This is a genomic window from Campylobacter sp. RM6914, assembly GCF_004803835.1.
Taxonomy (GTDB): domain Bacteria; phylum Campylobacterota; class Campylobacteria; order Campylobacterales; family Campylobacteraceae; genus Campylobacter_A; species Campylobacter_A californiensis.
Genome location: NZ_CP012545.1, coordinates 1,585,350 through 1,608,565 on the forward strand (window position 1 = coordinate 1,585,350; position 23,216 = coordinate 1,608,565).

Genomic DNA, 23,216 nt, shown 5'->3' on the forward strand with positions numbered 1-23,216 from the left:
AAAAATGAGTAAAGTTACAAAAGAAGAAGCATTAGCATACCACTTAGGCGGTAAGATCGCTATTAGCGTTAAGACACCTTGCAAAAGCGCACGCGATCTATCTATGGCATACACACCGGGTGTTGCCGAGCCATGCCGCGAGATAGAAGCTGATAACGAATTAGCTTACAAATACACAAACAAAGGCAATCTTGTAGCCGTTATCACAGACGGAACAGCAGTTCTTGGTCTTGGTGACATAGGAGCAGTAGCAGGCAAGCCTGTAATGGAAGGTAAAGCTGTTTTATTTAAAAAATTTGCAAATGTCGATGCTTTTGATATCGAGCTTGATGAAAACGATCCGGATAAAATCGTCGAGATTTGTAAAGCACTTTCACCGACATTTGGCGGTATAAATTTAGAAGACATGCGCGCTCCAAAATGTTTTGAGATAGAGCGTAAACTTCAAGAAGCGGTTGATATCCCTGTAATGCACGACGATCAACACGGAACCGCGATGATAACAAGTGCAGGCATGATAAATGCTATGGAAATTTCAGGCAAAGATATTTCTAAAATCAAGATCGTAGTTAGCGGTGCCGGAGCCGCAGGAATAGCTTGCGCTAAAATGTATAAAGCTCTTGGCGCAAAGCATATCGTAATGTGTGATAGCAAGGGTGTTATCCATAGCGAAAGAACCGATCTAACTCCTGAAAAGATAGAATTTGCACTAAAAACTGACGACAGAACACTTGCGGATGCAATGAGAGGCGCTGATATGTTTTTAGGTCTATCAAAACCGGGCGTACTTACAAAAGAGATGGTTGCCTCTATGAATGCAGAGCCGATAATATTTGCTCTTGCCAACCCTACTCCTGAAATTTTCCCTGAAGAAGTTGCAGAGGTTAGAAGTGATGTCATGATGGGAACAGGAAGAAGCGACTATCCAAACCAAGTAAACAATGTCCTTGGCTTTCCATTTATCTTCCGTGGCGCGCTTGACGTGAGAGCTAAAAAGATCACCGAAAACATGAAAATGGCAGCCGCAAAAGCACTTGCTAATCTAGCAAAAGAGCCTGTTCCTGCTGATGTTTGCGCTGCATTTGGTGTAAAAGAGCTAAAATTTGGTAAAGACTACATCATACCAAAACCTTTTGATAAGCGCGTTTTAACAGCCGTTGCTCCAGCAGTAGCACAAGCTGCCGTAAATGACGGAGTAGCAAGAGTTAAAGACTTTGACGTAAAAGCTTATACTAAAAAACTTGCAGAAGGTATATTTTAATGTAAATTTTACGGGGCGTAAAAGCTCCGTAAAAACCAAATAAGGAAAGCAAATGGCTCATCAAATAGATAAAAATAACATCAAACTTATATCTCACCCGCTAATCGAGCACAAACTATCAATATTACGAGATAAAAAAACTGAACCATTTCAATTTCGTATGATAGTTGATGAGATTAGCCACCTAATGATCTTTGAAGCAACAAGAGATCTTGCTTTACGCGAGATCGAGGTGCAAACACCGGTTGCAAAGACAAAAGCTAAAAAACTAGCCACTAAGATCATGATATGCCCTATCTTGCGTGCAGCACTTGGCATGCTTGATAGCGTATTTACCATCATCCCGGATGCTGCGGTAGGTTTTTTGGGATTTCAAAGAAACGAAGAAACCGCGCAAGCCGAATTCTTCTACGCAAAGCTTCCGCCTGACGCATCTTCACGCATGGCTATTATCATAGATCCGATGTTTGCCACAGGTGGCACAGCGATAGATGCTGTCAAATTTCTAAAAGATAAGGGTGTAAAAAATATAAAATTTATATCCATCATAGCGGCTCCCGAGGGCTTAGCTCGTTTTAATGAAATTTATCCTGACGTCGAGGTTTATACGGCTGCAATTGACGAGAGATTAAACGAGAAAAACTACATAGTTCCTGGGCTTGGCGATGCCGGAGATAGAGTATTTAACACACTTTCGTAATTAAAAATTTAAAGCTTTTCGTTTTTTATAAATCAGAAAGCTTTAAATTTACAAACTCAATATCTTACTAAAACCTACCAAATATTACCAACCGCTCGAATTTAAGGTGTTTAAGTTTAAATTCACTGTATAATTACTAAAACCACAAAAGGAGAGTGCAATGAAAACACTTATCATAGCTTCACACCCGTATTTTGAAAATTCAAAAGCCAATAAATTTCTACTAAATGCAGCAAAAGAGGTGCCTGACGTAAAAATTCGTCATCTTGAGGATATCTACGGCACTAATACCAGAAATTTTGATGTTGCCCTTGAGCACTCTTTAATAGAGGAAGCGGATCGTATTGTGCTTCAGTTTCCTATGTTTTGGTTTAGTGTTCCGCCTCTTTTAAAAGCATATATTGACGAAATTTTCACTCACGGCTGGGCTTATGGTTCTGACGGCAACGCTCTTGTAGGCAAAGAGCTTCAAATCGTCGTAAGCACGGGAAGTTCGATAGACAAATACTCAAGAGAAGGCAGCATAAAACACTCGGTAGAAGAAATTTTATTACCTCTTAACCTAACCGCGAATTACTGCGGCATGGTGTTTAATAAAGTCTTTATCGTCGATGATGTTTTATCGAATATAGATAGTGAGAAATTTGGATTTTTAGCGCAAAAATACATAAAACTACTCAAAAATGAAATAGACGAAGAGGAAGAGTAGAATTTGATATTTGGCAAGATCGACTATCTTAATTTACTACCATTTCATGTCTTTTTAAAACGTAGCCCGCTTAAGAGCTACGTAAAAAAAAGTATAGAATTTAAAAAAGGTGTGCCAAGTAAGCTAAACTTGGCACTTCGTAAGAACCGCATAGATGCAGCTGTGATCTCAAGCGTAGAGAGCCGAAGAAAAATTTATAAAAAACTAGACCTAGGCATAGTTGCCAAAAATGATGTTAAAAGCGTTTTAGTGCGCAAAAATAGCACCTCAAGCCTTGACAATGCCAGTGCTAGCTCAAACATGCTAAGTAAGGTTTTAGGACTACAAGGCGAGGTGATCATAGGGGATCGTGCACTAAAAGCCTATCTAAACGAAGGTGAAGATAAATTTCACGACATGGCTAGCGCATGGCACAAAAAGACCAACCTGCCGTTTGTATTTGCTCGTTTTTGCTATAGAAAAGATGGCAAGATGTATGAAAAACTTACCAAGAATTTCTTACGCCAAAAGGTTAAAATTCCAAACTATATATTAGCCCAATATGCAAAAACAAGAGAAATTAGCCAAAACGATATAAAGTGGTATTTAAATTTTATAAGTTATAAGATCGGCGCAAAAGAGAAAAAAGCTCTTTTTATCTTTTTAAATCGCGCCGCAAAATTAAATTTCAAGCCTTAAAACAAGGCTTGAGTGTTATTTTTTAGTAAGTGCTGCTTCGTCTATATAAAACGGAACGCTTCTAAGTCCTGCACTTAAGTATTTTTTCCTTAGTTCGTCCATTTTTGCAACCTGCTCGTCAGTTACGCTTTTTGCAGGAACTTCAAATTTTTCGGCGAAGTATTTTCTTAGGATTTTAACCTTTTCGCTATCGCTTTTTGCTGTTTTTGTATCCTTATAAGCTAGATAACTTTTCTCAAGCGCGCTTCTATCATGCACAGGAGTTAGGATGATTTTTAAATTTTCTTTTTCAAGGACTTTCTCTATATTTGCAAGCTCATTTCTACAGTAAGGGCACTCAGGATCACTAAATACAACCTTTGTAGGCTTTTTGCTATCGTTGCCGATTTTTATGATATTTTCGCTCTTTTCAGAGTTATAAACTTCAGCAAGTTTGCCAACTAGCATCTTCTCTTTAAAGTCGTTTTTATAGCTTTTACCTGTCTTTAGGTCAAGAACGTCGGGCAAAAGCAGATCGCCTTGAGTAAACACTATCTCATTTTCGCTTACTTTTCCGTCGCTTAGTTTTATAATAACGCCTTCAAAGTCGGGGTGATTTTCAAGCTTTTCGCGAGAAACTATCTCAGCGCTTACTCCTTGTGGGATGATTTGGTTGTAAAAACCTAAAATTTGATCATTTGTAACAGCAAACATCGAACTTGCCGCAATAACGCTTGTAAGTATTATCTTTTTCATTTCTATCCTTAAAATTGATTTCTTGCGATTATATAAAAATATTTTCAAACAATAGTTAAATCATGACTTTAACATGCGGTTCATGCCATCTTTTATGATATCGTTTGAACGATCAAGATGTTCAAGATATGCGATGATGTATTTTCTGCTTAGTCCTAGCCTATCTTTTGCATTTTGAACATTAACAAGACCTTGCTCTTTGATTATATCTCTAAGTTTAACCTCAGCTTCTTCAAGTGCTTTTGTTGTGACAAAAAGATTATGCGCTAAACGCGTAACACGACCTTGCGAGGTTAGTTTTTTTAAGGCATTATCACCGCTTACTCTATCAACTTCGAGCTCATCGTAAATATTATAAGGAGCATCGGGGGCAAGCTTGGCGCTATCTAAAATTTTATAAATTTCATCCTCTAGCCTGACTTTTAACTCACTAAGATCAACTCCTGTTTTTGTATAAACACCGTCATTTTTTGTTATAAGCCTAGCCTCTTCAAGCTCGTTTAAAGCCGTAACCACGAGCTTCTCGCTCGCCCAACCGAGCTTAAGCGATATACTAGCCGGAGAAAATATCGCAAATTGGTTTTTCTCAAGGATAAATTTTGTAAAGCCTTTTACACGCTCTATTGCCGATATATCATAGATATTTAACATAGCCTCATCGACAAATGCGTTTTTTAAACTCTTTGCGATATTTATCGCCTCTTCGTGTGTTAGTCCAAAGCGCTGAAATGCGCTTATGATACCAAAGCCGTTTTTATGCGTATCTTTTAAAATTTCAAATGCGGTTTTAAAGTCAAATTTATTTAAAGCATTTAAAAAGAGAACTTTACCTTGCTTTTTCATAGGCTCGCTGATAGGGTTTAACACACGTCCACCACCTATAACACGCGCATTTGCTATCAAAACAAACGGCTCATTAAATTTCAAAAACATCTCTTTATCAAATTTAAATGTAGCAAATATACTTCCGTTTTCTTTACTTAAGATAAGTGCTTTTGCGGCACATTGTTTGCTTCCTACGCAAAAAGTTACATTTTCATTATGCGATAAGCTTTCGCTAAAAACTACAGCATCTACCTCTAAAAATCCCCTAAAAAAGCCCTTTTTGCTTAACAACTGTCCCTTTTTAAGCTCACTTAGCTCTGCACCCGTTAAATTTAACGCCACACGGTTGCTAGCTTGCGCACTCTCTACAAAGCTGTCATGCACTTGCACACTTCTTACCGTAAGCTCTTTGCCAAAATCGTAGTTAAAGACCTTTTCGTTCTTATGCACGCTTCCTTCGATAACACTTCCTGTTACAACAGACCCAACGCCTTTTATACTAAAAACACGGTCTATATAGTAGCGAAAAACACCGTCTGCGGGGCGAATTTTTGGCTTTATATTAAAGAGATAATTTCTAAGTTCATTTATGCTATTTTCATCTTTTATGCTTGTGTGAAAAACTTCAAGAATTTGTAAATTTTTAAACCCGGCTATATACTCATGAATTTCATGTTCACGTTCCAAAAGCTCGGTCCTACTTACAAGATCACTCTTGCTAATTGCAACAACAATGGAATTTACGCCAAGTAAATTTAAGACATTTATGTGTTCTTTGGTTTGCGGCATTATACCGTCATTCGCAGCTACTACAAGCAAGCACGCATCAAAGCCAAACGCACCACTTATCATGGTTTTAACCAAGTTTTCGTGTCCCGGAACATCGATAAAAGCGATATTTTCATCGCCTCTTTTTAAATTTGAAAAGCTGAGATCTATCGTGATACCTCGCTCTTTTTCTTGCTTCATTCTATCGCCTTCAAAACCGTTTAAAGCCTTGATGAGAGCTGTTTTACCGTGGTCAATATGTCCTGCGGTGCCAATTATCACGCTCATTTTGCTACCTCGTTTATTATTTTGATTAGTCTATTAACATCCTTATCTAAAACACTTCTAAGATCAAGTATAAATTTATCATTTTCTATACGTCCTATCACGCGTTTAGCACGAAATCTAGCCTCATTTTGCATGGCATCACCCTCAAAACACAAAGCAACGCTAGGTATGTTTTTATTTGGCATAGTTCCGCCGCCCACAAAGGTACTTGTGTGATAAATTTCAAGCTCTTTTTTCAAGCTTTTATTTATAACATTTGCTAAAATTTCAAGCTCATGAGTGCTTTTATAAAGTTGATTTACGGTAGGGATTAGGGTAAATTCTTTATTTATATAAGCCTTTATGCTTTCACAAAGCAAAGAGATGATGACTTTATCCACGCGAAGCATTCTTAAAAGCTGGTTTTTACGAAGTTTTGCGATAAGCTCCTTTTTACCCAAGATCACGCCGCACTGAACTGAGCCAAAAAGCTTATCCCCGCTAAAGCTCACAAGACTAACTCCGCTTTGCAAGACCTTACTCACATTTGGCTCATTTTTGCCAAGATTATAAGGCAGCTCGCCCACATATCCACTTCCAAGATCGTAATAATCAAGCAAATTTTTCTCGCGTGCAAGCCTAGCTATCTCATCTATGCCAACATCTTCGCTAAAACCCACTATATCAAAATTTGAGCGATGGACTTTTAAAAGCATTTTTGTGTTTTCGTTTAAGGCATTTTCATAATCACTCAGCTTTGTTTTGTTTGTAGTGCCGATCTCTTTTAGGCTAGTTCCAGAAGCGCTCATCACGTCAGGCACTCTAAAACTTCCGCCTATCTCTACTAATTCACCTCTGCTAACTACCGTTTCGCCACCCTTTGCAAACGTGTTAAGCACCAAAAAAACAGCACTCGCGTTGTTATTTACTATAAGCGCGTCTTCGCTGTTAAAAAGCGCCGATAAAAGGCGACTTATGTGGTCGTAGCGGTTGCCTCTTTGGCCTAAATTTAAGTTATATTCCAAGCTTGAATAAGAGCAAACAAGCTCTTTTGCCCGGTCGTAAATTTGCTCATCTATAACGCTTCTTCCTAAATTTGTATGTATAACGACACCTGTTGCGTTTATAACGCCTACAAAGCCGGTTTGTTCGTATTCGCGGTATTTTTGTGCTATTTTTTCGATTATCTCATCTTTACTTAGACAAGACGAAGTCTGCCTTAAAAGTTCCCTTTGTTCATTTAAAATTTCTCTTGAAATTTCACTTAGTATCGGTTTTACGGCGTCATGAAAGCGCTCTAAATTTAATATCTTATCAACTTGTGGCAGATTTTGAAAGCTCATATTGTTCTCCAAGCAATTTTGTTTTACTTTTTATATTTTAACACAAAATTTTTACATTTGAATTTACTTTACCTGCTTGGAGTATTTGGCTTTACAACAAACAACGACGACGGTTATAAAGCCAAATTTATAAGAAGCTATTAGCGGTTTAAATTTTTGATGAACTCAAGAGTTGTTTGTGCGTCGTTTGCGACGTCTGTTACGATTTTTTGACTTATTATCTCGCCATTTTTTATAACAAAAGTTTGGCGAAAGTAAAATTTCTTACCATCAGGAGCGTAGAAGCTTTTAAGTCCTAAAGCCTCCTCTAGCATGAAATTTTCATCATTTAAAAACAGATAACTAGCCTCTATCTCGCTCTTAAATTTAGCCTGTTCGTCTGCGCCGTGTGTTCCGATGCCGATAAGACTAAAGCCTAAAAGCTCAAATTCATCCTTCAAGCACTCATACGCCTTGCCCTGAGGTGTGCAGCCCACAAGTCCGTTTGTGTTTTTATACTCCTCTTCAAGAGCCTTGCCACTTTGACCCATTTTTGGATAAAAGATCAAAACACAATCGTTTAGCTCGCAGAATCTAGAAAGCTCGAATTCTTGATTTTGGTGAGTTTTTAGCGTGATGTTTTGTGGAAATTTACTCATACCTATCCTTTAAATTTTAACCATTATAGCCTATTTTAGCGTGTTTTGCATTTAAATAATAAACCATAAAAAGCACACAAAAACTAACAGCCAACATGAGCGCGGCGTATACATGCGCCTTTATATAATCAAGCATTTCAACCGCCTCAAATATCGCTATACTAGCGACCTTTGTTTCACCCTGCACGCTTCCACCGATAAGCAAAACCACGCCAAACTCGCCCATCGTATGCGCAAAGCTAACCACGATAGCTGTTAGTAAATTTGGCTTTATATTTGGCAAAGCCACATGAAAAAGCGTTGAAATTTTACCCTTGCCAAGGGAGTAACTTGCCTCAAAAAGACTAGGCTTTAAGCTATTAAAGCCTGCATAAAGCGGCGAAAACATAAACGGAAGCGAGTAGATACAGCTAGCAACAACAAGCCCCGTGAAGTTAAACACAAGTCTAACATCAAAAACACGCTCGATAAAGCCTCCAAGCGGAGAATAAGGCGATAAAAATATCAAAAGATAAAAGCCCAACACACTTGGCGGAAGCACTAGCGGAAGCGATACAAGTCCTTCTAAGAGCGGTTTTGTTTTAAATTTAACCCTGCTCATCACATAAGAGAGTGGAAGCGTGATAAAAAAGAGGATGATAGTCGAAACAAAGGCTAGTTTAAGCGATAGAACAAACGGCTCAAAATCGATATCAAACATCTTTTACCTTTTTTAAATTTATACCAAAAGCCTTCGCGCTTACGATAACCTCATCAGCGACTTTTAAATTTAATGCCTCTGCGTCACTTAAAACCACTTCGCAAAGCTGTCCTGCGACCAAAACCAAAACCACGAATATCGCATCTTGACGCTTTATATCCAAAACTTTACCACTAAATGCAAATTTTTGCGAACCGCTTTGTCTTAAAAATATCTCCGCACTGCTTCCGCTTGAGATGATTTTGCCCTTTTCAAGCACGAAAACTTTCGAGCAAAGCTTGTAAATTTCACCCACGTCATGACTTACAAGCACCACGCTCATGCCAAATTCCTCGTGAAATTTCAACAAATAATCCTGAAGCTTTACTCGCATATCGTTATCAAGCGCACTTAATGGCTCGTCAAGCAGTAAAATTTCAGGCTCTCTCATAACAGCACGAGCCAGAGCTACGCGTTGCTTTTGTCCGCCCGAAAGCGAAGAGATGGAGGCATTTTCAAGCCCTTTAAGCTCGCAAATTTCTAAAAGTTTGCTAGCTAAAGCGTGGTCGTTTTTAGCAAAAAGTAGATTTTTAACTACATTCATATTGTCAAAAAGCGCGTAGTCTTGAAACAAAAAGCCGATATTTCTCTTTTGAGCGGCCAAATTTATATCCCCATCAAAGAACGTCCGACCCCCGACCTTGATAAAGCCGCTATCTGGCGTTTCAAACCCTGCAAGCATACGCAATATCGTGGTCTTACCGCTTCCACTTTTGCCATAAAGTGCGACAAATTCGCCCTTTTGTATGTTTAAATTTACATCCAGCAAGAACTTTCCATTTGCACCGTTAAGCTCCTTTTTACACGAAATTTCTATCATATTACCTCGCTTATATGAAGTGAGGTTGACTTAACATAAGCAAAAACTCGCTCACCAACCTTTAAATTTAGATCTTTACAAGAGCCGGCGGTAATGATACTTTCAAACTCAAATTTATCAAATTTCAAATGAATCACGCTTAAGATTTCTCCCGCTGAAATTTTAGTGACAAGGGCTGGAATTTTGTTTTTAACCGAACAAGCTTCAAGCTCTTTTGTGGCGATTATCACGTCAGAACTCTTAAAATTTAACATCACATCCCTACCCTCAAAAACTCCATCTATCCTATCAAGAGAGAGCATAAAAAGACAAATTTGAGCTGCTTGAAATTTATACAGGCTAACTCCATTTTTGGTTGTTATGTTTAAAATTTTAGCTTTTATCATTTCTTTGGCACGTTATAACCGAATTTCTTAAAGATATCCGCACCGTTCTTGCTTAACACAAAGTCGTAAAAAGCCCTTGCTTCGTCGTTATTTTCGGCACGCTTAGTTATAACGATGCCTTGGTCGATCGGCGTATATAAAGACGGATCAACAAAAGCGTAGTTTACGCCCTCTTTATACTTTGACATCTTTACATCATAAAGCGCGCTAGCCGCGATAAAACCAACATCGGCAGCACTAAGTGCTTGAGAAAGAGTTTCTGAAATTTTTTGTGTGTAGACTATGCTTTTTTCTACCTTATCAAATAAATTTGCATTTTTTAAAGCCTCTATGCTCGCCTTGCCGTAAGGAGCGGTGTTTGGATTTGCTATAGAGATTGATTTTAGGTTGCTAAGCGCATTTAAACCCTTTGAGAAATCAACATCTCTAATGCTAAACATCGCTAAAGCACCTTGCGCGTAAACAACCGGTCTAGTCGCACTAAAACCGCTCTCATCAAGCTTTCTTGCAAAGTCCATATCTGCAGCCATGAACACATCGGCAGGAGCCGAGTTTTGTATCTGCGTTACAAGAGCTCCACTAGCCCCAAGTGTTACGCTGATCTTGGTTTTAGGATTTGCCTTGTTAAACTCGGCTATAAGCTCAGGAAAGGCATAAGTCGTATTTGCCGCAGCAAATACATTTACCTCACCGCCAAACAGCGCGCTTGCTAACACCGCACTAAGTGTTAATGAAGAGAGAAATTTCATTTTAAACTCCTATTATGATTTGTGATGATTTTATTACAGCATTAAATTCATCTCCGACACCTACCTTAAGCTCCATAGCACTATCTTTTGAGATGAGAGCGGTTATGGTTTGCCCCATCGAGATGTCCATAGTTATCTCGGCATTTACGGCTCCGATCTTAGCCGATACAACCTTGCCTTTTAGCAAATTCGTCTCACTTAGCTTTAGCTCATCATCAAGACTACAAAGCATGACCGAAGGCGCTTTAAATATAAAAATAACCCTCTTGCCGACCTTTAAATTTAAATTTTTCTCGCTTTCGCAAGTTATACTTGCATGTAGTTTTTTTCCGCTATTTAAGCGAGCTACGACCTCGGTGTTTACCGCACCTGTGTTTATCTCTACGATCTCGCAAGAAAGCTGGTTTCTAGCGCTAAGGCTCATACTCATGTGCCCTAGATTTACGATATCAAGCTCTTCTATATCCATGCTTTGGCAAATTTTGTTTAGATACTCTTTTTGAGTATTAAGCAGCGTTTCAAAAAGCTCGATCATCTTATGACCGTATTGACTTAACTCCGAGCCACTGTTTTTCTTCTTGCCGTCAGCACGGATAACTAGCGGCTTATGACTTTTGTTATTTATAACATCAAGGCTATCCCATGCGTTTTTGTATGAAATTCCAACCACCTGTGCAGCTTTTGTGATGCTTTTAGTATCGCGTATCGCCTTTAGCAGCTCAATATGCTTTGCTAAAATTTGAATGTCATTTCCCAAAAACAGCTCTAAACTAATATCTGCCCTCATAAATTCCCTTAAAATAAATAATATATAAAAAAATAATTTCACAAGTATATTAAATAATACATATACTTTAGCTTAAACCCAAACAACGAAATTTAATTTTTTCAAAGTTATAAAAGAGTAAAATCAAAGGTTTTACATTTAATATCTAGGGCGTTTTATGAGATTTATTTTAGCTATTTTTTTTAGTGCTGCGTTACTTTTTGCAAATACAAATCAAAGCGAAACTGACGAATTTGATGTCGAATTTGGCACGCAAACAACGACATTTGACCCTCTTAGCGGATATAACCGTGTTATGACAAGCTTTAACGACTTTGTCTATGTAAACATGCTAACCCCGGCAGCCAGAGGCTATGCCTATGTCGTGCCAAAAACCACTAGAACGGTTATTTCAAATTTCTTTGATAACCTCATGTTTCCTATCCGTTTTGTAAATAATTTACTCCAATTTAAATTTAAAAATGCCGGCGAAGAGACGCTTAGGTTTTTAGCAAATACAATAATCGGCTTTGGCGGACTAACGGACGGCGCAAAATACTACGGTCTTGAAAAACACGACGAGGACTTTGGGCAAACACTTGGGACTTGGGGTATCGCGAGCGGTTTTCATGTGGTTTTACCGCTTCTTGGACCGTCAAATTTAAGAGATATGGCAGGTATGGCGGGGGATTATTTTGCTAATCCTATAAGCTACATCGAAGATGACTGGACGGCTTTTGGCATCAAGACGTTTGCTTACTTTAATGAGTTTTCCCACGATCCTTTGGCTTATGAAAATCTCAAAAAAGACGCAGTCGAGCTATATCCGTTTTTGCGTGACGCATACGAACAAAGACGCGAACATCTAATAAAGGAATAAAATGAAATTTTATAAAATTTTACTTGGAATTTGTCTATTTTTAAACTCGGCTTTTGGAATTAACGAAAACGAGATAAAAGACGAAGTTATCAAAAAAACAAATTTGGCTATAGAGGTTTTAAAAAACAGCGAACTTGACAATGAAACAAAGTCAAAAGAGCTATTTAAAATTTTTGATCCACTCTTTGACTATAAACAAATGGCAAAAATCAGCCTTGCAAAGCGCTATAACTCGTTAAGCAAAGAGGAGCAAGAGAAATTTAATATCGCTTTTGAGCAAAAACTTAAAAATTCATACATCGATAAACTCCTAAGCTACACAAACCAAGAGGTCATCATACAAGACGCAACAAAACCGCAACCCACAAGATATTGGCTAAATTCACAGCTCATAAGCGATGGTAAAACGTATGATTTCGTATATAAATTTTATGACGCAAAAGAGCGTGGCTGGTTGATTTATGACCTTGATATCATCGGAGTTAGCGTCATACAAACTTACCGCAGTCAGTTTGGCGATATGCTTGATAATGCTGACTTTGAGACACTTTTAACAAAGCTAAATCAAGCAAATTTACCAAGCCAAGACGATAAATAGCATTAATGCGCCGAGTTTTTAAATTTATACTAAATTTCAACAAGCTTGTCATCGCCTCGGTGATGATAGCTTGTCTTGCGTTTGCGTATCTTAGCACCAAGCTTAGCATAGATGCTTCGGCCGAAACCCTGCTTATCGAAAACGATCCCGATCTTGACGCATGGCGTAAAATTTCACAGCGTTACATTTCGCCGAATTTCCTTGTCATCGCCTACACTCCAAAAACCGATCTTTTTGATAAACAAAATTTAGAGCTGATCAAAAATTTAAGCGACGAGCTAAAGCAAAACAGCATGATAGATGGAGTTTTATCCATACTTACCGTGCCATTACTTCAAAGCGTAGAGGGCGGTCTTAGCGGGATTTTAAAACACACGCCGACACTAGCGGATAAGGATATAAATTTAACCAAAGTAAAGCAAGAATTTCAAACAAGTCCGCTTTATAGTAAAAATTTAATCAGCCAAGACCTAAAAACAACCGCCATAGTTTTACATCTAAAAGACGATGAAAAATTTAACTCGCTTTTAGGCAAAAGAAATGATTTTTTAATAAAAGAAAAGGAAGTCGGTTTAAACCCAAAAGAACTTCAAGAATTTGAAAGGATAAAAGGCGAATTTAAAAGATACAGAGATGAACTTCGTATCAAAGAGCATGAAAATTTAGAGCAGATAAAAGCAACGATAGCCAAATTTCACAGTGATGAGCACAAGTTATTTTTAGGCGGAGCAAACATGATCGCTGACGATATGATAAGCTTTGTGCGCTCAGACCTTTACATATACGGCATAAGTGTGGCGTTGCTACTAACCTTTAGCCTATGGATGTTTTTTAGACAAATTCGCTGGGTTGTCTTACCTGTATTTATATGTGTCATAAGCGTTATCTTTACGACAGGTATATTTGGACTTTTTGGCTGGGAAGTAACAGTGATAAGCTCAAACTACGTTGCCCTTCAGCTTATCATAACCATATCGACTGTCATACACCTCATCGTAAGTTATAGGGAATTTTTCATAAAACATCCGAATTTTAGTCAAAAGCAGCTTGTATATCTTACCTTAAGAGATAAATTTAGCCCATCTTTTTGGGCGATATTTACGACGATAGTCGGCTTTAGTTCGTTAATGAGTGCAGAGATAAAGCCTGTTATCATGCTTGGTGTGATGATGAGTTCCGGTATCGCCATCTCGCTTGTGGTTGCGTTTTTGTTATTTGGCTCAGTTGTCGTAAATTTGAGCAAATTGCCTCCCGTTAGGACATTTGAAAACAAATTTCATCTTACAAAACAGTGTGCCTCTTTAGCCATAAACTCACGCAAAGCGGTATATCTTATATGTGCTTTTATCATTATTTTTGGACTTATAGGCATAAGCAAACTACGAGTAGAAAATAGCTTTATCGGGTATTTTAAAAAAGATACGCAGATATATCAAGGCATGGAAGTCATAGACACACAGCTTGGAGGCACGATACCTGTTGATGTTATAGTTACATTTAACGAAGCCAAAGAGGAGACAAAAAATGACGAAAAAGAGGAAAAAGACGAATTTGAAGATGAATTTAGCCAGCAGGCAAATGATGCAAAATACTGGTTTAACAGCTATCACACGCGTATAGCCCAGAAGGTACATGCGCATTTGTTAGAACAAAATTTCATCGGCCATGTAAGCTCTCTTGGAACTCTTATAAAAGTCATGAAAGACCTAAACAACGGCACTCTTGATGACTTTTTGCTATCTGCGATGTATAGCGAGCTCCCTGATAAATACAAAAACATCCTGTTAAGCCCTTATGTTAATGTCGAGCACAACCAGCTTAGGTTTAGCATGAGAGTTGTTGATAGCGATAAAAATTTACACCGCGATGAATTTTTAAAAGAGCTTGAAAGCGGTGTTAAAGAGCTTGTTAAAAACGACAATGTAACAGTGCAAGTCGTTGGCATGATGGTGCTTTATAACAACATGCTTCAAAATTTAATAAGCTCGCAAGTGGATACATTTGCACTTACCATACTTTTGCTATTTTTAGTATTTTGCTTTATATTTAAAAGCATAAAACTTGCAATGATAGCCATTACGGCAAATTTAATCCCCCTTTGCACGCTTTTTGGCGTAATGGGAACACTTGGTGTACCGCTTGATGTCATGAGTATAACCATAGCAGCGATTAGTATCGGTATCGGTGTTGATGATATCATACACTACGTCCACCGTCTTCGCGAAGAACTAGTGACAAAGCCGATCATACAAAGCATAAAAGCAAGCCATGCAAGCATAGGATATGCGATGTATTACACCTCTTTTACGGTATTTTTGGGCTTTAGCGTAATGACAACAAGCAACTTTATCCCGACTATTTATTTTGGTCTGCTAACAGACCTAGTGATGGCGTTTATGCTACTTGGGGCATTAGTGATACTACCAAGCCTTGTTATAAGCTTTAGCAAGAAAGGTTAGCGAGAAAGTTTTAAAAACGAATACACATCGGCAACTCCGTCGATGTGTTTTGCATACCAAATAGCGTGTTTTTCTTGCTCCATACTACTTACAACTCCACTAAATACGACATCGCAACCAACAACGCTAACTCTAACGTTTGTGCCCTCCACCACACTATCTTTAAATAAATTTGTCTTTAAATCACTAAAAATTTTAAGACTATCGCAGTTATATTTATCTTGTTTTATCTTTATATATGTGTAAATTTTACTTACGCCATCGGTGTTTTTAGCGATATTAATAAGCTTTTGTCTCATATTTTCATCAGCAACTACGCCGATGAGATAAACTTCGCCGTAAAAGCACTCGATCTCTATATCAACCACGCTAAGTCCGCTCGCAAATAAAATTTTACTTTGGATTTTACTTTGGATAAATTTATCTTTTGTTATGGAAGATATGTCGCGTTCATCTCGCGAGATCGAATATGCATCATATACGTTTAACACACCAGTAGCCGGCGTAAGCCCGCCAACACAGCCTGCAAATACAAAAACAAACAGACAAATCACAAACGGCTTAAGTATCACACATCCTTATAATTTTTATCGATTTTAATAAATTAGCACTAAAATTCATATAAATTTTGATATAATGAGTTATTCACGCGGAGGATAAAGTAATCTGGTGGTGCTCACGGACTTCAAATCCGATGGCGGGGCGGTTGACCGTCTTGCGGGGAGTTCGATTCTCTCATCCTCTCGCCAACTTTCAACCTTGAAATTTAAGCCCTATCTATCTCGCTTCTAGGTTTTATCATCAGTTCGTTGTGTTTTACAAATTCACCTCTTAGGTATTTTTCTCGTCCGACGCGAGCTATCATAGCGGCATTGTCCGAGCAAAATTTAAGCGGCGCTAAAAGCAGCTCACACTCGTGTTTTTGACACAGTTTTTCTATGCGTGAGCGAAGATTTAAATTTGCGCTAGCTCCACCCACTATGCCAAATCTCTTAAATTTATGCGCCTCAAACACTTTTGTAAGTTTGTCCATTATATGCAAGCATGCAGTGTTTTCAAAAGCATAGCAAATATCAGCCATATCATCTTCATTTAAATTTGCAAGCTTTGAAATTTCAACTCTAACTTGATTTTTTAACCCCGAAAAGCTATACTCAAGCCTTTTGTCATGAAGCAATGGCACGGTAAATTTAAATCTCACTTTGTTTTGTGATCTTAGAGCCAGCTCTTGCACGACCGCACCGCCTGGATAGCCAAGCCCTAGCATCTTTGCAACCTTGTCAAAACTCTCGCCAAAGCTATCATCACCGGTGCTTAAAAGCAAATTTATCTTAGCGCTCTCGTCTATATCAAGAACCATCGTATGTCCGCCACTCACCAGCAAAACCCCAAGCGGAAATTTCGCCTCCTCGTTTAAAAACAGCGAATAAATATGGCCTATTAGATGATTTACAGCCATTAATGGCACCTTAAGTGCGATACTTAGCGCCTTTGCCATGCTAACACCACCTATTAGGCTAACACTAAGCCCAGGCTCGTTTGTCACGGCGATAGCTTTTATCTCTTTAAATTTGGGTTTTATCTCCTCTAAAAGCATAGGCAAAGCCTTTGTATGAAGGCGAGCTGCAAGCTCTGGCACAACTCCGCCATACAAGCTATGTTCCATCTCTTGCGAAATTTTTTTGTGATAGATAAGTTCTAAATTTTTGATATCCAAAAGTGCGACCGAACTATCATCGCAGCTACTTTCTATGCCTAAAATCATCTAAATTCCACCAATATCATACCGGCAAATTTATCTTTGCCCTCTTGTTTTTTATAAAATTCCACACGATAAACATTACCTTCTTTATCTATGGAAAAACTTTTTAGCATGCGATTTTTTGTGATATTTTCACCGGCTTCATCGATATTTTTTGAGTTATAACCGATGACGTTTGTGCGAATTTCGCTCTGTTTTGCGATGTTAAAACTATTTTTTACACCTATCTTATCTCCGCTTTTGGCATTTAAATTTTTGCCGTCCACAATCAAGCTAATATCTTTTAAAGGTTCAACATGTTCAAAATACTGCGGATTTAAACGCGTGACAAAGCGGTTGCCGTATTGGACTTTATAACCGTTTTGCTCTTTTATAACGGCGATTAGCGGGTTGGACGAGGAGTAATTTATCTCGCTTTTTTTTAAAGGAACGAAATTTAGTGCTCCTTTTAGGTTATGGATATTAAGCACAAAAGCATCATCATAAAAACTTAGGCGAATTTCCTTTTCTATGGCCTTTTTTACATCCTGAACGGTTAGCTTAAACGGACGCGTAAACTCAATCCCTACAACACGCATATACTCTTCAATCGCCAAAAGGTGATAATACGTTCTTTGCTCGGCGTTTAAATTTTTACTAGCTTCGTTTGCAAAGGCAGACTTATCTTGTGTAACGGCGTAGTAGGTAAGACTTTTTAGCATCTCCAAGTCACCCTTTGCCGTTTGCGTGTTTTTGATAAAATACGTATGTTTTTGGTTTAAAATATTCTCATTTATCTTATCTTTAACGCGAGTTGCTATAGCGTTTAAGTCCGGATATTTCGCACCTTCAAGACGTTCTTGGTCTATTATGCAAGTATTTCCCCATTTGCGCGGATTTTCATCTTCGTTTATGTAGTTTGGTCTATAAAAACCGCTTCCATCATGTAAATTTAGCACAAGCGAAACATTTTGATCAGCGATTACTTTTTTAATATTAGTTACGGCTTTAAAGTCAGGATCATCTTGGTCTATATGCCCAAATTTACGGTTCATATCGCCTTTTGTGCCGCGATTTCTCTGGATAATGCTTGGAAAATTTAAGTTAGGAACGACCCAAAGGCTACCCTTTGTGATGTTATAGTCAGTCGCCACTATCGACGCAGCCAAAAATCCGCCCGGCTCATCTCCTTGGATACCGCCTATGACAAGCATGGTATTATCGTCTTGAATACCTTTTTTAATAAGAACGTATTCTAAATTTGAACCAAAGGTTAAAACTACAAAAAACGGTAAAATTTTAAAAATTTTAATCAAAAATTTCAAGCCTAATATCCCTCGTAATGCTTAGCGCGAGGAAGCAGTAAATTTAAGACTATACCGACTATTGCACCAAGTCCTATACCCGAAAAACTAACAACACCAAAGTCAAGCACCATGCCGCCTATAGCAAATACAAATATCAAAGCAACGATTATCATATTTCTAGGGTTTGCAAGGTCTACGTGATGTTTTACCAAGGTCTCCATACCCACGCTTGCGATTATGCCAAAAAGTAGCAACATGATACCGCCGATAACGGGAGCCGGTATAGTAGAAAGCACAGCGCCTAGCTTTCCGACAAAAGCAAGCACGATAGCTGTTATCGCAGTCCAGGTCATGATGGCCGGGTTGTAAGCTTTTGTGATACTAACCGCGCCCGTTACTTCAGAGTAGGTTGTGTTTGGAGGTCCGCCAAAACAAGCGGCAAATGAAGTTGCGATGCCATCACCTAAAAGTGTATTTTTAAGACCGGGGTTTTTAAGGAAATTTTCTTTGGTAACATTTGAGATGGCAAGCATATCGCCTATATGCTCTATTGCAGGAGCAATCGCGATAGGTACCATATAAAGTATTGGATCTAGCTCAAAAACAGGAGTCTTAAATGCCGGGGTCTTAAACCATGGAGCGTCCATTATAGGAGCAAAGTCTATCATACCAAAAAAATAAGACGTAATATAGCCGACTAATATACCGCACAAAATAGGTATCAAACGAAACATTCCTCGACCTAACATCATAACCAAGATCGTAGCTACAAGCGATACGCCTGCTACAAGCATAGCTTCATTTTGAGTATAGGCGGTGACATTTTTACCCATAGCCATATTTACGGCAGCAGGAGAGAGTATCAAACCTATAGTCATGATAACAGGTCCCACGATAACTGGCGGTAACATCTTATGTAAAAAGTTCTCTCCTTTTACCCTAACAATAAAGGATAAAACAACATAAAAAAGTCCGGCAAATACAAGCCCGCCCATAGTAGCGGCGATCCCCCACTCTTTTACACCAAAACTAATAGGCGCGATAAACGCAAAACTACTAGCTAAAAATATCGGCGGAACATTTTTACGCGTGATGAGCTGAAAAAGTAGCGTACCTGCACCTGCGGTAAAAAGTGCAACATTTGCGTCAAGCCCTGTAAGTAGTGGCACAAGCACAAGCGCACCAAAAGCTACGAACAAAAACTGAACGCCTACAAGACTCTCTTTAAAGCCAAATTTATAACCTTCATATTTTTGCATTTAACTCCCTTTTTGCAAACTCTCTAACCTCTTTATCAAGTTTAAAAATTTCATCTTCGTTTAGAATTTTAGCATCCCTAAATTTCTTAGCAGCCTTCAAAACTATACGTGAAATATCTAAAAATCCGCATTCATTCTTTAAAAAAGCAAAAACTCCAACTTCATTTGCGGCATTTATTACAACGCCGATATCAGGCGTATCTAAAACCTGCTCTTTCAAGGAAAAGATCGGATATTTTTTTAAGCTTATGTTATGAAATTTTATACTTTTTAGCTCTAGCAAATTTGTATGAGATATAATTGTTTCATCTACGTTTTCAAGTACGGCATGAGAGATAGCTAGCTTCATGTCAGCACGCGAGATATGCGCACTCGTTGAACCATCCACAAATTCAACAAGCGCGTGGATCATCGAAGTAGGCTCTATGAGTGCTTCTATGTGTTTTATACCGTAAAGCCAATACGCCTCCATAACTTCAAAAAGTTTGTTTGCCATAGTTGCGCTGTCTATAGTTATCTTTGCGCCCATGCTCCAGTTGGGATGTTTTAGTGCGTCTTTTGCCGTTGCCATTTTTAAGGATTTAAGAGGTGTTTTATAAAAAGCTCCGCCGCTAGCGGTGATTATTAGACGGCTTGGCTTTGTTTTATTTTCAAGTAAAAATTTAAGCCCAAAGTGTTCGCTATCTATCGGTAAAATTTTACTCGTATCTAAAAATTTACCGCCTACAACCAAGCTTTCTTTGTTGGCAAGTGCTAGCTTTTTACCTAGCTTTTGTGTTTTTAAACTAGGTCTAAGTCCCGCAAAACCAACCAAAGAATTTACTACTTTTTTACTATTTGAGACCTCAAGCATATCAAGCAACCCCTCTTGCCCTATAAAAATTTTATCTTTTGATATGCCTTTTACTTCGCCTCTTAGCTTCTCGTCCCCAACGCAAACGAATTTAGGGCTGAAATTTGATATTTGTTCATTTAAAAGTTCGACATTTTTACCGCAACTTATCGCTTCGACATTGATATTATGTCGCTTGCAAAGCAAGAGTGTATTTGTTCCGATACTACCTGTCGAGCCTAATACTACCACGAAAGCGTCCAAAGAAGAGCTACAACGCCAAACAAGTATCCGTCAACACGGTCTAACATACCGCCGTGTCCGGGAAAGATATTGCCGCTATCTTTGACATCGGCAGAGCGTTTTAGATAACTCTCAAACAAATCTCCCCATACGCCAAATATGCTTAAAAGAAAACTCGCGCAAATTATCTGCAAAAATCCTTCCATAACAAAACTTCCGCAAACTATGCCAACAGCCGTTCCCGCGGCTATACCGCCTGCAACGCCTTCAAGAGTTTTGTTTGGCGAAGCGATAGAAAATTTCCTCTTACCTATGGCTTTACCGACAAAATACGCCGCGGTATCACTAGCTGCAACACCAAATATCAACCAAACCAAAAAGCCGATACCGTATTCAGAGTAAAGCATCCACATCATAAATATCGGAGTTGCAGGATATATAAACGGCAACACCATGCGAAGATCAGGGCTTTTAATGTGAGCCAAAACAGAAGCAACCAGCATAATAGCAAGTATGGCTATGAAGATTGGATTTGTAAAAAATGTCAAAACATAAAACACAAGCGCAACATAAACAAGCTTGTCGTGTTCGATATTATAAAGCTTTAAAGACTCATTAAACGCAAAATAAAGCACGGCGCCTAGCAAAATAAAGTTAAAAATATAATTGTTGATAAAAAACACAACCAAAAGCACGGCGATCATAAGAACTCCGGTAACGATACGTGCACCCATCTTCTCCCCTTTAAATTTCAAGTTCAAATGTTGATTTTATCTAAATTTTGCTTATATTTGTATATTTAGACGATGTCCTGGCTCTCCCTCAAGAGGTTTTTGCTCCTCTTTATCGTCATCGTCTTTTACGAAAGGCTTGCCTGGCTCACTTTGAGCATTTTGCTCTTCGCCCTTTTGTCTTTCGTGTTCGTGTTCGGGGTCGATCTTGTAGCTCTCTTCTGTCGGCCTAACTTCGGCTACTTCGTTTGCGTCATCGTCTAAAACGGTAGAAGCTAAAGCACTTTGCATATCAAAACGAGCTTGCTGGTTAGCACTAACAAATGATGCGACCGGCGCATTTTGGTTGATAAAATTTACATTTCCCAGAGGCGTTACAGACATTTTAACTCCTTTACTTTACAACTACTATCGTCCTAAAATCAATATAATTTACATTTGCACCGTTTGAAATTTTGACATTTTGCCTTTTTGTGTAATCAACCTCATATCGCCCTGCTCCGCTAACGCTGAAATTTACACAAATTTTAGCTGCAAAATTTAAAATTTCCTCATCTAGTTTGGTTTTGTTTGTTTTTATTATCACATGGGCACTAGGAATATCTTTTAAATGCAACCAAATATCATCTTTTTTGGAATTTTTTAGCAGCTCGATATTGCCTTTTTCGTTTCGCCCTATTGAAATTTTAAACTCTTTGATATAAAAATTTTGTATATTTTCGCTCTCGTTTTTTTGAGTCTTTTGGATATTTGCACGTTTTGGATACAAAATTTCAAGCTCATTAAGGCTTTTTGCATTTTCAAGCATCTCCTCTAAGCTAAGATAAAATTTTATCTTTTCGTTTAAATTTTCTCTCTCAAGCTTAACTCCATGTGCCTTTTGTGTTAAACGCTTAGCCTTTGTAAAATACAAATTTGCACTGACTTTAGGAGTATCTTCAAGGGTAAAATTTATCTTTTGACCACCAAAATCACTAAGCTCAAACTCTCTTTGAAACTCATCTAAATTTGATAAATTTGCAAGTAAAACTCCTGCCTTTTTACGAAGGTCTTCGCTCTGAGATTTTAAACTTTCTTCGCTCTCAAGCGCCTCTAAGCTAGCTTGCAATGCTTGCAACTTCTTTTGAACTTGAGCCATTTTAACGGCTCTTAAATTTTCTAAATTTTGCCTATTAAGCCTATTAAATTCACTTTTAAAAAACTCGTTAAAGTCCAAAATCTCATCGCACGGCTTTTCTTTTATAGCAATCGCCTCAAGCTGTTTTAACACTCTGCCAGGTTTTATCTGCCTAAAATTATTTTCGATATGTCTAAGTGCATCTATTATTACGCCGTTTTCATCCGTGATGATCGCATTAGTAAAGCGTCCCGTAAATTCGAGATAAAGCTCACTTTTTATACTTTTATACGAACCGTCAAACGAGGTTGAAATTTGTAAAATTCTATTATTTTCAAGACATTTTATTTCTAAAATTTTTGAACTTTTTAGACGCTTTTTAAGCGCGTTATCAAATGGAGCGTTATACGTTTTTATCGCTTTAAATTCGCTGTTTTGATATATCGCCGAGCCCGATTTTGCAAGGTCGAAAAATATATCGTTACCGTCAAAATTTATAAGCAAAAGCATATCGCCGACTCTTTTAATGTCATTTATCTTTTTAAATTTAGAAAAGTATTTTGCCAATGTTTGTAAGTGTGCGTATTTCATGAGCGGTATTATACTTTAAATTTATTTATTTTTTCGTGTGCTAACCCGACTTGCTTTAAATATTTCGCCTAAAA

Annotated in this window: 24 protein-coding genes and 1 tRNA gene; 8 read left to right on the forward strand and 17 right to left on the reverse strand. The window is 38.1% G+C overall.

Annotated elements, in window-relative coordinates; genetic code table 11:
• Window positions 1-4 precede the first annotated feature (4 nt).
• The 4 genes from CCAL_RS08175 (at window position 5) to CCAL_RS08190 (ending at window position 3,348) form a co-directional block, all read left to right on the forward strand.
• Complete coding sequence (locus CCAL_RS08175) at window positions 5-1,261, forward strand: malic enzyme-like NAD(P)-binding protein (protein ID WP_170015917.1); 1,257 nt, start codon at window positions 5-7, stop codon at window positions 1,259-1,261.
• A gap of 52 nt (window positions 1,262-1,313) precedes the next feature.
• The gene (upp, locus tag CCAL_RS08180) at window positions 1,314-1,961 is read left to right on the forward strand and encodes a uracil phosphoribosyltransferase (protein ID WP_169936868.1); all 648 of its coding nucleotides are present in this window, start codon (window positions 1,314-1,316) and stop codon (window positions 1,959-1,961) included.
• A 160-nt stretch (window positions 1,962-2,121) separates the two neighbouring features.
• The gene (locus CCAL_RS08185) at window positions 2,122-2,670 is read left to right on the forward strand and encodes an NAD(P)H-dependent oxidoreductase (RefSeq protein ID WP_169936870.1); all 549 of its coding nucleotides are present in this window, start codon (window positions 2,122-2,124) and stop codon (window positions 2,668-2,670) included.
• Window positions 2,671-2,673: 3 nt separating this feature from the next.
• Entirely contained in the window at window positions 2,674-3,348 is a 675-nt protein-coding gene (locus CCAL_RS08190) for an MqnA/MqnD/SBP family protein (RefSeq protein WP_169936872.1), read from the forward strand.
• 15 nt (window positions 3,349-3,363) lie between these two features.
• Here the strand turns inward: CCAL_RS08190 and CCAL_RS08195 are convergent, their stop codons facing one another.
• From CCAL_RS08195 to CCAL_RS08235, 9 genes are all read right to left on the reverse strand, one after another.
• Window positions 3,364-4,083, reverse strand: coding sequence for a thioredoxin domain-containing protein (locus tag CCAL_RS08195; RefSeq protein WP_169936874.1), 720 nt, complete (start codon window positions 4,081-4,083; stop codon window positions 3,364-3,366).
• A gap of 60 nt (window positions 4,084-4,143) precedes the next feature.
• Window positions 4,144-5,964, reverse strand: coding sequence for a selenocysteine-specific translation elongation factor (gene selB / locus CCAL_RS08200; RefSeq protein ID WP_170015919.1), 1,821 nt, complete (start codon window positions 5,962-5,964; stop codon window positions 4,144-4,146).
• Complete coding sequence (gene selA / locus CCAL_RS08205) at window positions 5,961-7,286, reverse strand: L-seryl-tRNA(Sec) selenium transferase (protein ID WP_170015921.1); 1,326 nt, start codon at window positions 7,284-7,286, stop codon at window positions 5,961-5,963. The genes selB and selA overlap by 4 nt, the downstream gene beginning before the upstream one ends.
• Before the next feature lie 140 nt (window positions 7,287-7,426).
• Window positions 7,427-7,924 (reverse strand): redoxin domain-containing protein, encoded by a 498-nt coding sequence (locus tag CCAL_RS08210; protein ID WP_170015923.1) that lies wholly within the window; start codon window positions 7,922-7,924, stop codon window positions 7,427-7,429.
• Between the two features lie 16 nt (window positions 7,925-7,940).
• Window positions 7,941-8,624 (reverse strand): molybdate ABC transporter permease subunit, encoded by a 684-nt coding sequence (gene modB, locus CCAL_RS08215; RefSeq protein ID WP_170015925.1) that lies wholly within the window; start codon window positions 8,622-8,624, stop codon window positions 7,941-7,943.
• Window positions 8,617-9,483, reverse strand: a complete 867-nt coding sequence (locus CCAL_RS08220) for a sulfate/molybdate ABC transporter ATP-binding protein (protein ID WP_169972018.1) — start codon at window positions 9,481-9,483, stop codon at window positions 8,617-8,619. The genes modB and CCAL_RS08220 overlap by 8 nt, the downstream gene beginning before the upstream one ends.
• Complete coding sequence (locus CCAL_RS08225) at window positions 9,480-9,869, reverse strand: TOBE domain-containing protein (RefSeq protein ID WP_170015927.1); 390 nt, start codon at window positions 9,867-9,869, stop codon at window positions 9,480-9,482. The genes CCAL_RS08220 and CCAL_RS08225 overlap by 4 nt, the downstream gene beginning before the upstream one ends.
• On the reverse strand, window positions 9,866-10,618 hold the full coding sequence (modA, locus tag CCAL_RS08230) for a molybdate ABC transporter substrate-binding protein (protein ID WP_169999906.1): 753 nt from the start codon (window positions 10,616-10,618) through the stop codon (window positions 9,866-9,868). The genes CCAL_RS08225 and modA overlap by 4 nt, the downstream gene beginning before the upstream one ends.
• A 1-nt stretch (window position 10,619) precedes the next feature.
• Window positions 10,620-11,405: a TOBE domain-containing protein gene (locus tag CCAL_RS08235; protein ID WP_169936891.1), complete on the reverse strand. Its 786-nt coding sequence runs from the start codon at window positions 11,403-11,405 to the stop codon at window positions 10,620-10,622.
• 157 nt (window positions 11,406-11,562) lie between these two features.
• Here CCAL_RS08235 and CCAL_RS08240 point away from each other — a divergent pair, with 157 nt between their 5' ends.
• From CCAL_RS08240 to CCAL_RS08250, 3 genes are read left to right on the forward strand one after another with little or no spacing between them, the layout of a single operon-like run.
• Window positions 11,563-12,264 carry an MlaA family lipoprotein gene (locus tag CCAL_RS08240; RefSeq protein ID WP_170015929.1) on the forward strand — a complete coding sequence of 234 codons (702 nt, stop codon included), beginning with the start codon at window positions 11,563-11,565 and terminating at the stop codon, window positions 12,262-12,264.
• A gap of 1 nt (window position 12,265) precedes the next feature.
• On the forward strand, window positions 12,266-12,862 hold the full coding sequence (locus CCAL_RS08245) for an MlaC/ttg2D family ABC transporter substrate-binding protein (protein ID WP_169936895.1): 597 nt from the start codon (window positions 12,266-12,268) through the stop codon (window positions 12,860-12,862).
• Window positions 12,863-12,867: 5 nt separating this feature from the next.
• Complete coding sequence (locus CCAL_RS08250; protein WP_170015931.1) at window positions 12,868-15,321, forward strand: efflux RND transporter permease subunit; 2,454 nt, start codon at window positions 12,868-12,870, stop codon at window positions 15,319-15,321.
• On the opposite strand, the gene CCAL_RS08255 is transcribed toward CCAL_RS08250, so the two are convergent.
• Window positions 15,318-15,893 (reverse strand): BON domain-containing protein, encoded by a 576-nt coding sequence (locus CCAL_RS08255; RefSeq protein WP_236860484.1) that lies wholly within the window; start codon window positions 15,891-15,893, stop codon window positions 15,318-15,320. The two genes, CCAL_RS08250 and CCAL_RS08255, sit on opposite strands and share 4 nt — an antisense overlap.
• 79 nt (window positions 15,894-15,972) lie before the next feature.
• On the opposite strand from CCAL_RS08255, the gene CCAL_RS08260 reads away from it, so the two are divergent.
• Window positions 15,973-16,070, forward strand: a tRNA-Sec gene (locus tag CCAL_RS08260).
• Window positions 16,071-16,087: 17 nt separating this feature from the next.
• Here CCAL_RS08260 and tsaD read toward each other — a convergent pair.
• The 7 genes from tsaD to CCAL_RS08295 are packed head-to-tail and all read right to left on the reverse strand — an operon-like array spanning window position 16,088 to window position 23,142.
• A complete protein-coding gene (gene tsaD / locus CCAL_RS08265; protein ID WP_169936899.1) occupies window positions 16,088-17,086 on the reverse strand; it encodes a tRNA (adenosine(37)-N6)-threonylcarbamoyltransferase complex transferase subunit TsaD in 999 nt (332 codons plus the stop codon).
• The gene (locus CCAL_RS08270; RefSeq protein ID WP_228026732.1) at window positions 17,083-18,387 is read right to left on the reverse strand and encodes a M99 family carboxypeptidase catalytic domain-containing protein; all 1,305 of its coding nucleotides are present in this window, start codon (window positions 18,385-18,387) and stop codon (window positions 17,083-17,085) included. Before CCAL_RS08270 ends, tsaD begins: the two co-directional genes overlap by 4 nt.
• Window positions 18,388-18,389: 2 nt before the next feature.
• The gene (locus tag CCAL_RS08275; RefSeq protein ID WP_170015933.1) at window positions 18,390-19,628 is read right to left on the reverse strand and encodes a uracil-xanthine permease family protein; all 1,239 of its coding nucleotides are present in this window, start codon (window positions 19,626-19,628) and stop codon (window positions 18,390-18,392) included.
• Window positions 19,615-20,712 carry a 1-deoxy-D-xylulose-5-phosphate reductoisomerase gene (dxr, locus tag CCAL_RS08280; RefSeq protein WP_170015989.1) on the reverse strand — a complete coding sequence of 366 codons (1,098 nt, stop codon included), beginning with the start codon at window positions 20,710-20,712 and terminating at the stop codon, window positions 19,615-19,617. Before dxr ends, CCAL_RS08275 begins: the two co-directional genes overlap by 14 nt.
• Window positions 20,706-21,437, reverse strand: a complete 732-nt coding sequence (locus tag CCAL_RS08285) for a phosphatidate cytidylyltransferase (protein WP_169936903.1) — start codon at window positions 21,435-21,437, stop codon at window positions 20,706-20,708. The genes dxr and CCAL_RS08285 overlap by 7 nt, the downstream gene beginning before the upstream one ends.
• Window positions 21,438-21,488: 51 nt before the next feature.
• Window positions 21,489-21,818: a hypothetical protein gene (locus tag CCAL_RS08290; protein WP_170015935.1), complete on the reverse strand. Its 330-nt coding sequence runs from the start codon at window positions 21,816-21,818 to the stop codon at window positions 21,489-21,491.
• A 10-nt stretch (window positions 21,819-21,828) separates the two neighbouring features.
• Entirely contained in the window at window positions 21,829-23,142 is a 1,314-nt protein-coding gene (locus CCAL_RS08295; RefSeq protein WP_170015937.1) for an NFACT RNA binding domain-containing protein, read from the reverse strand.
• Window positions 23,143-23,216: the final 74 nt, after the last annotated feature.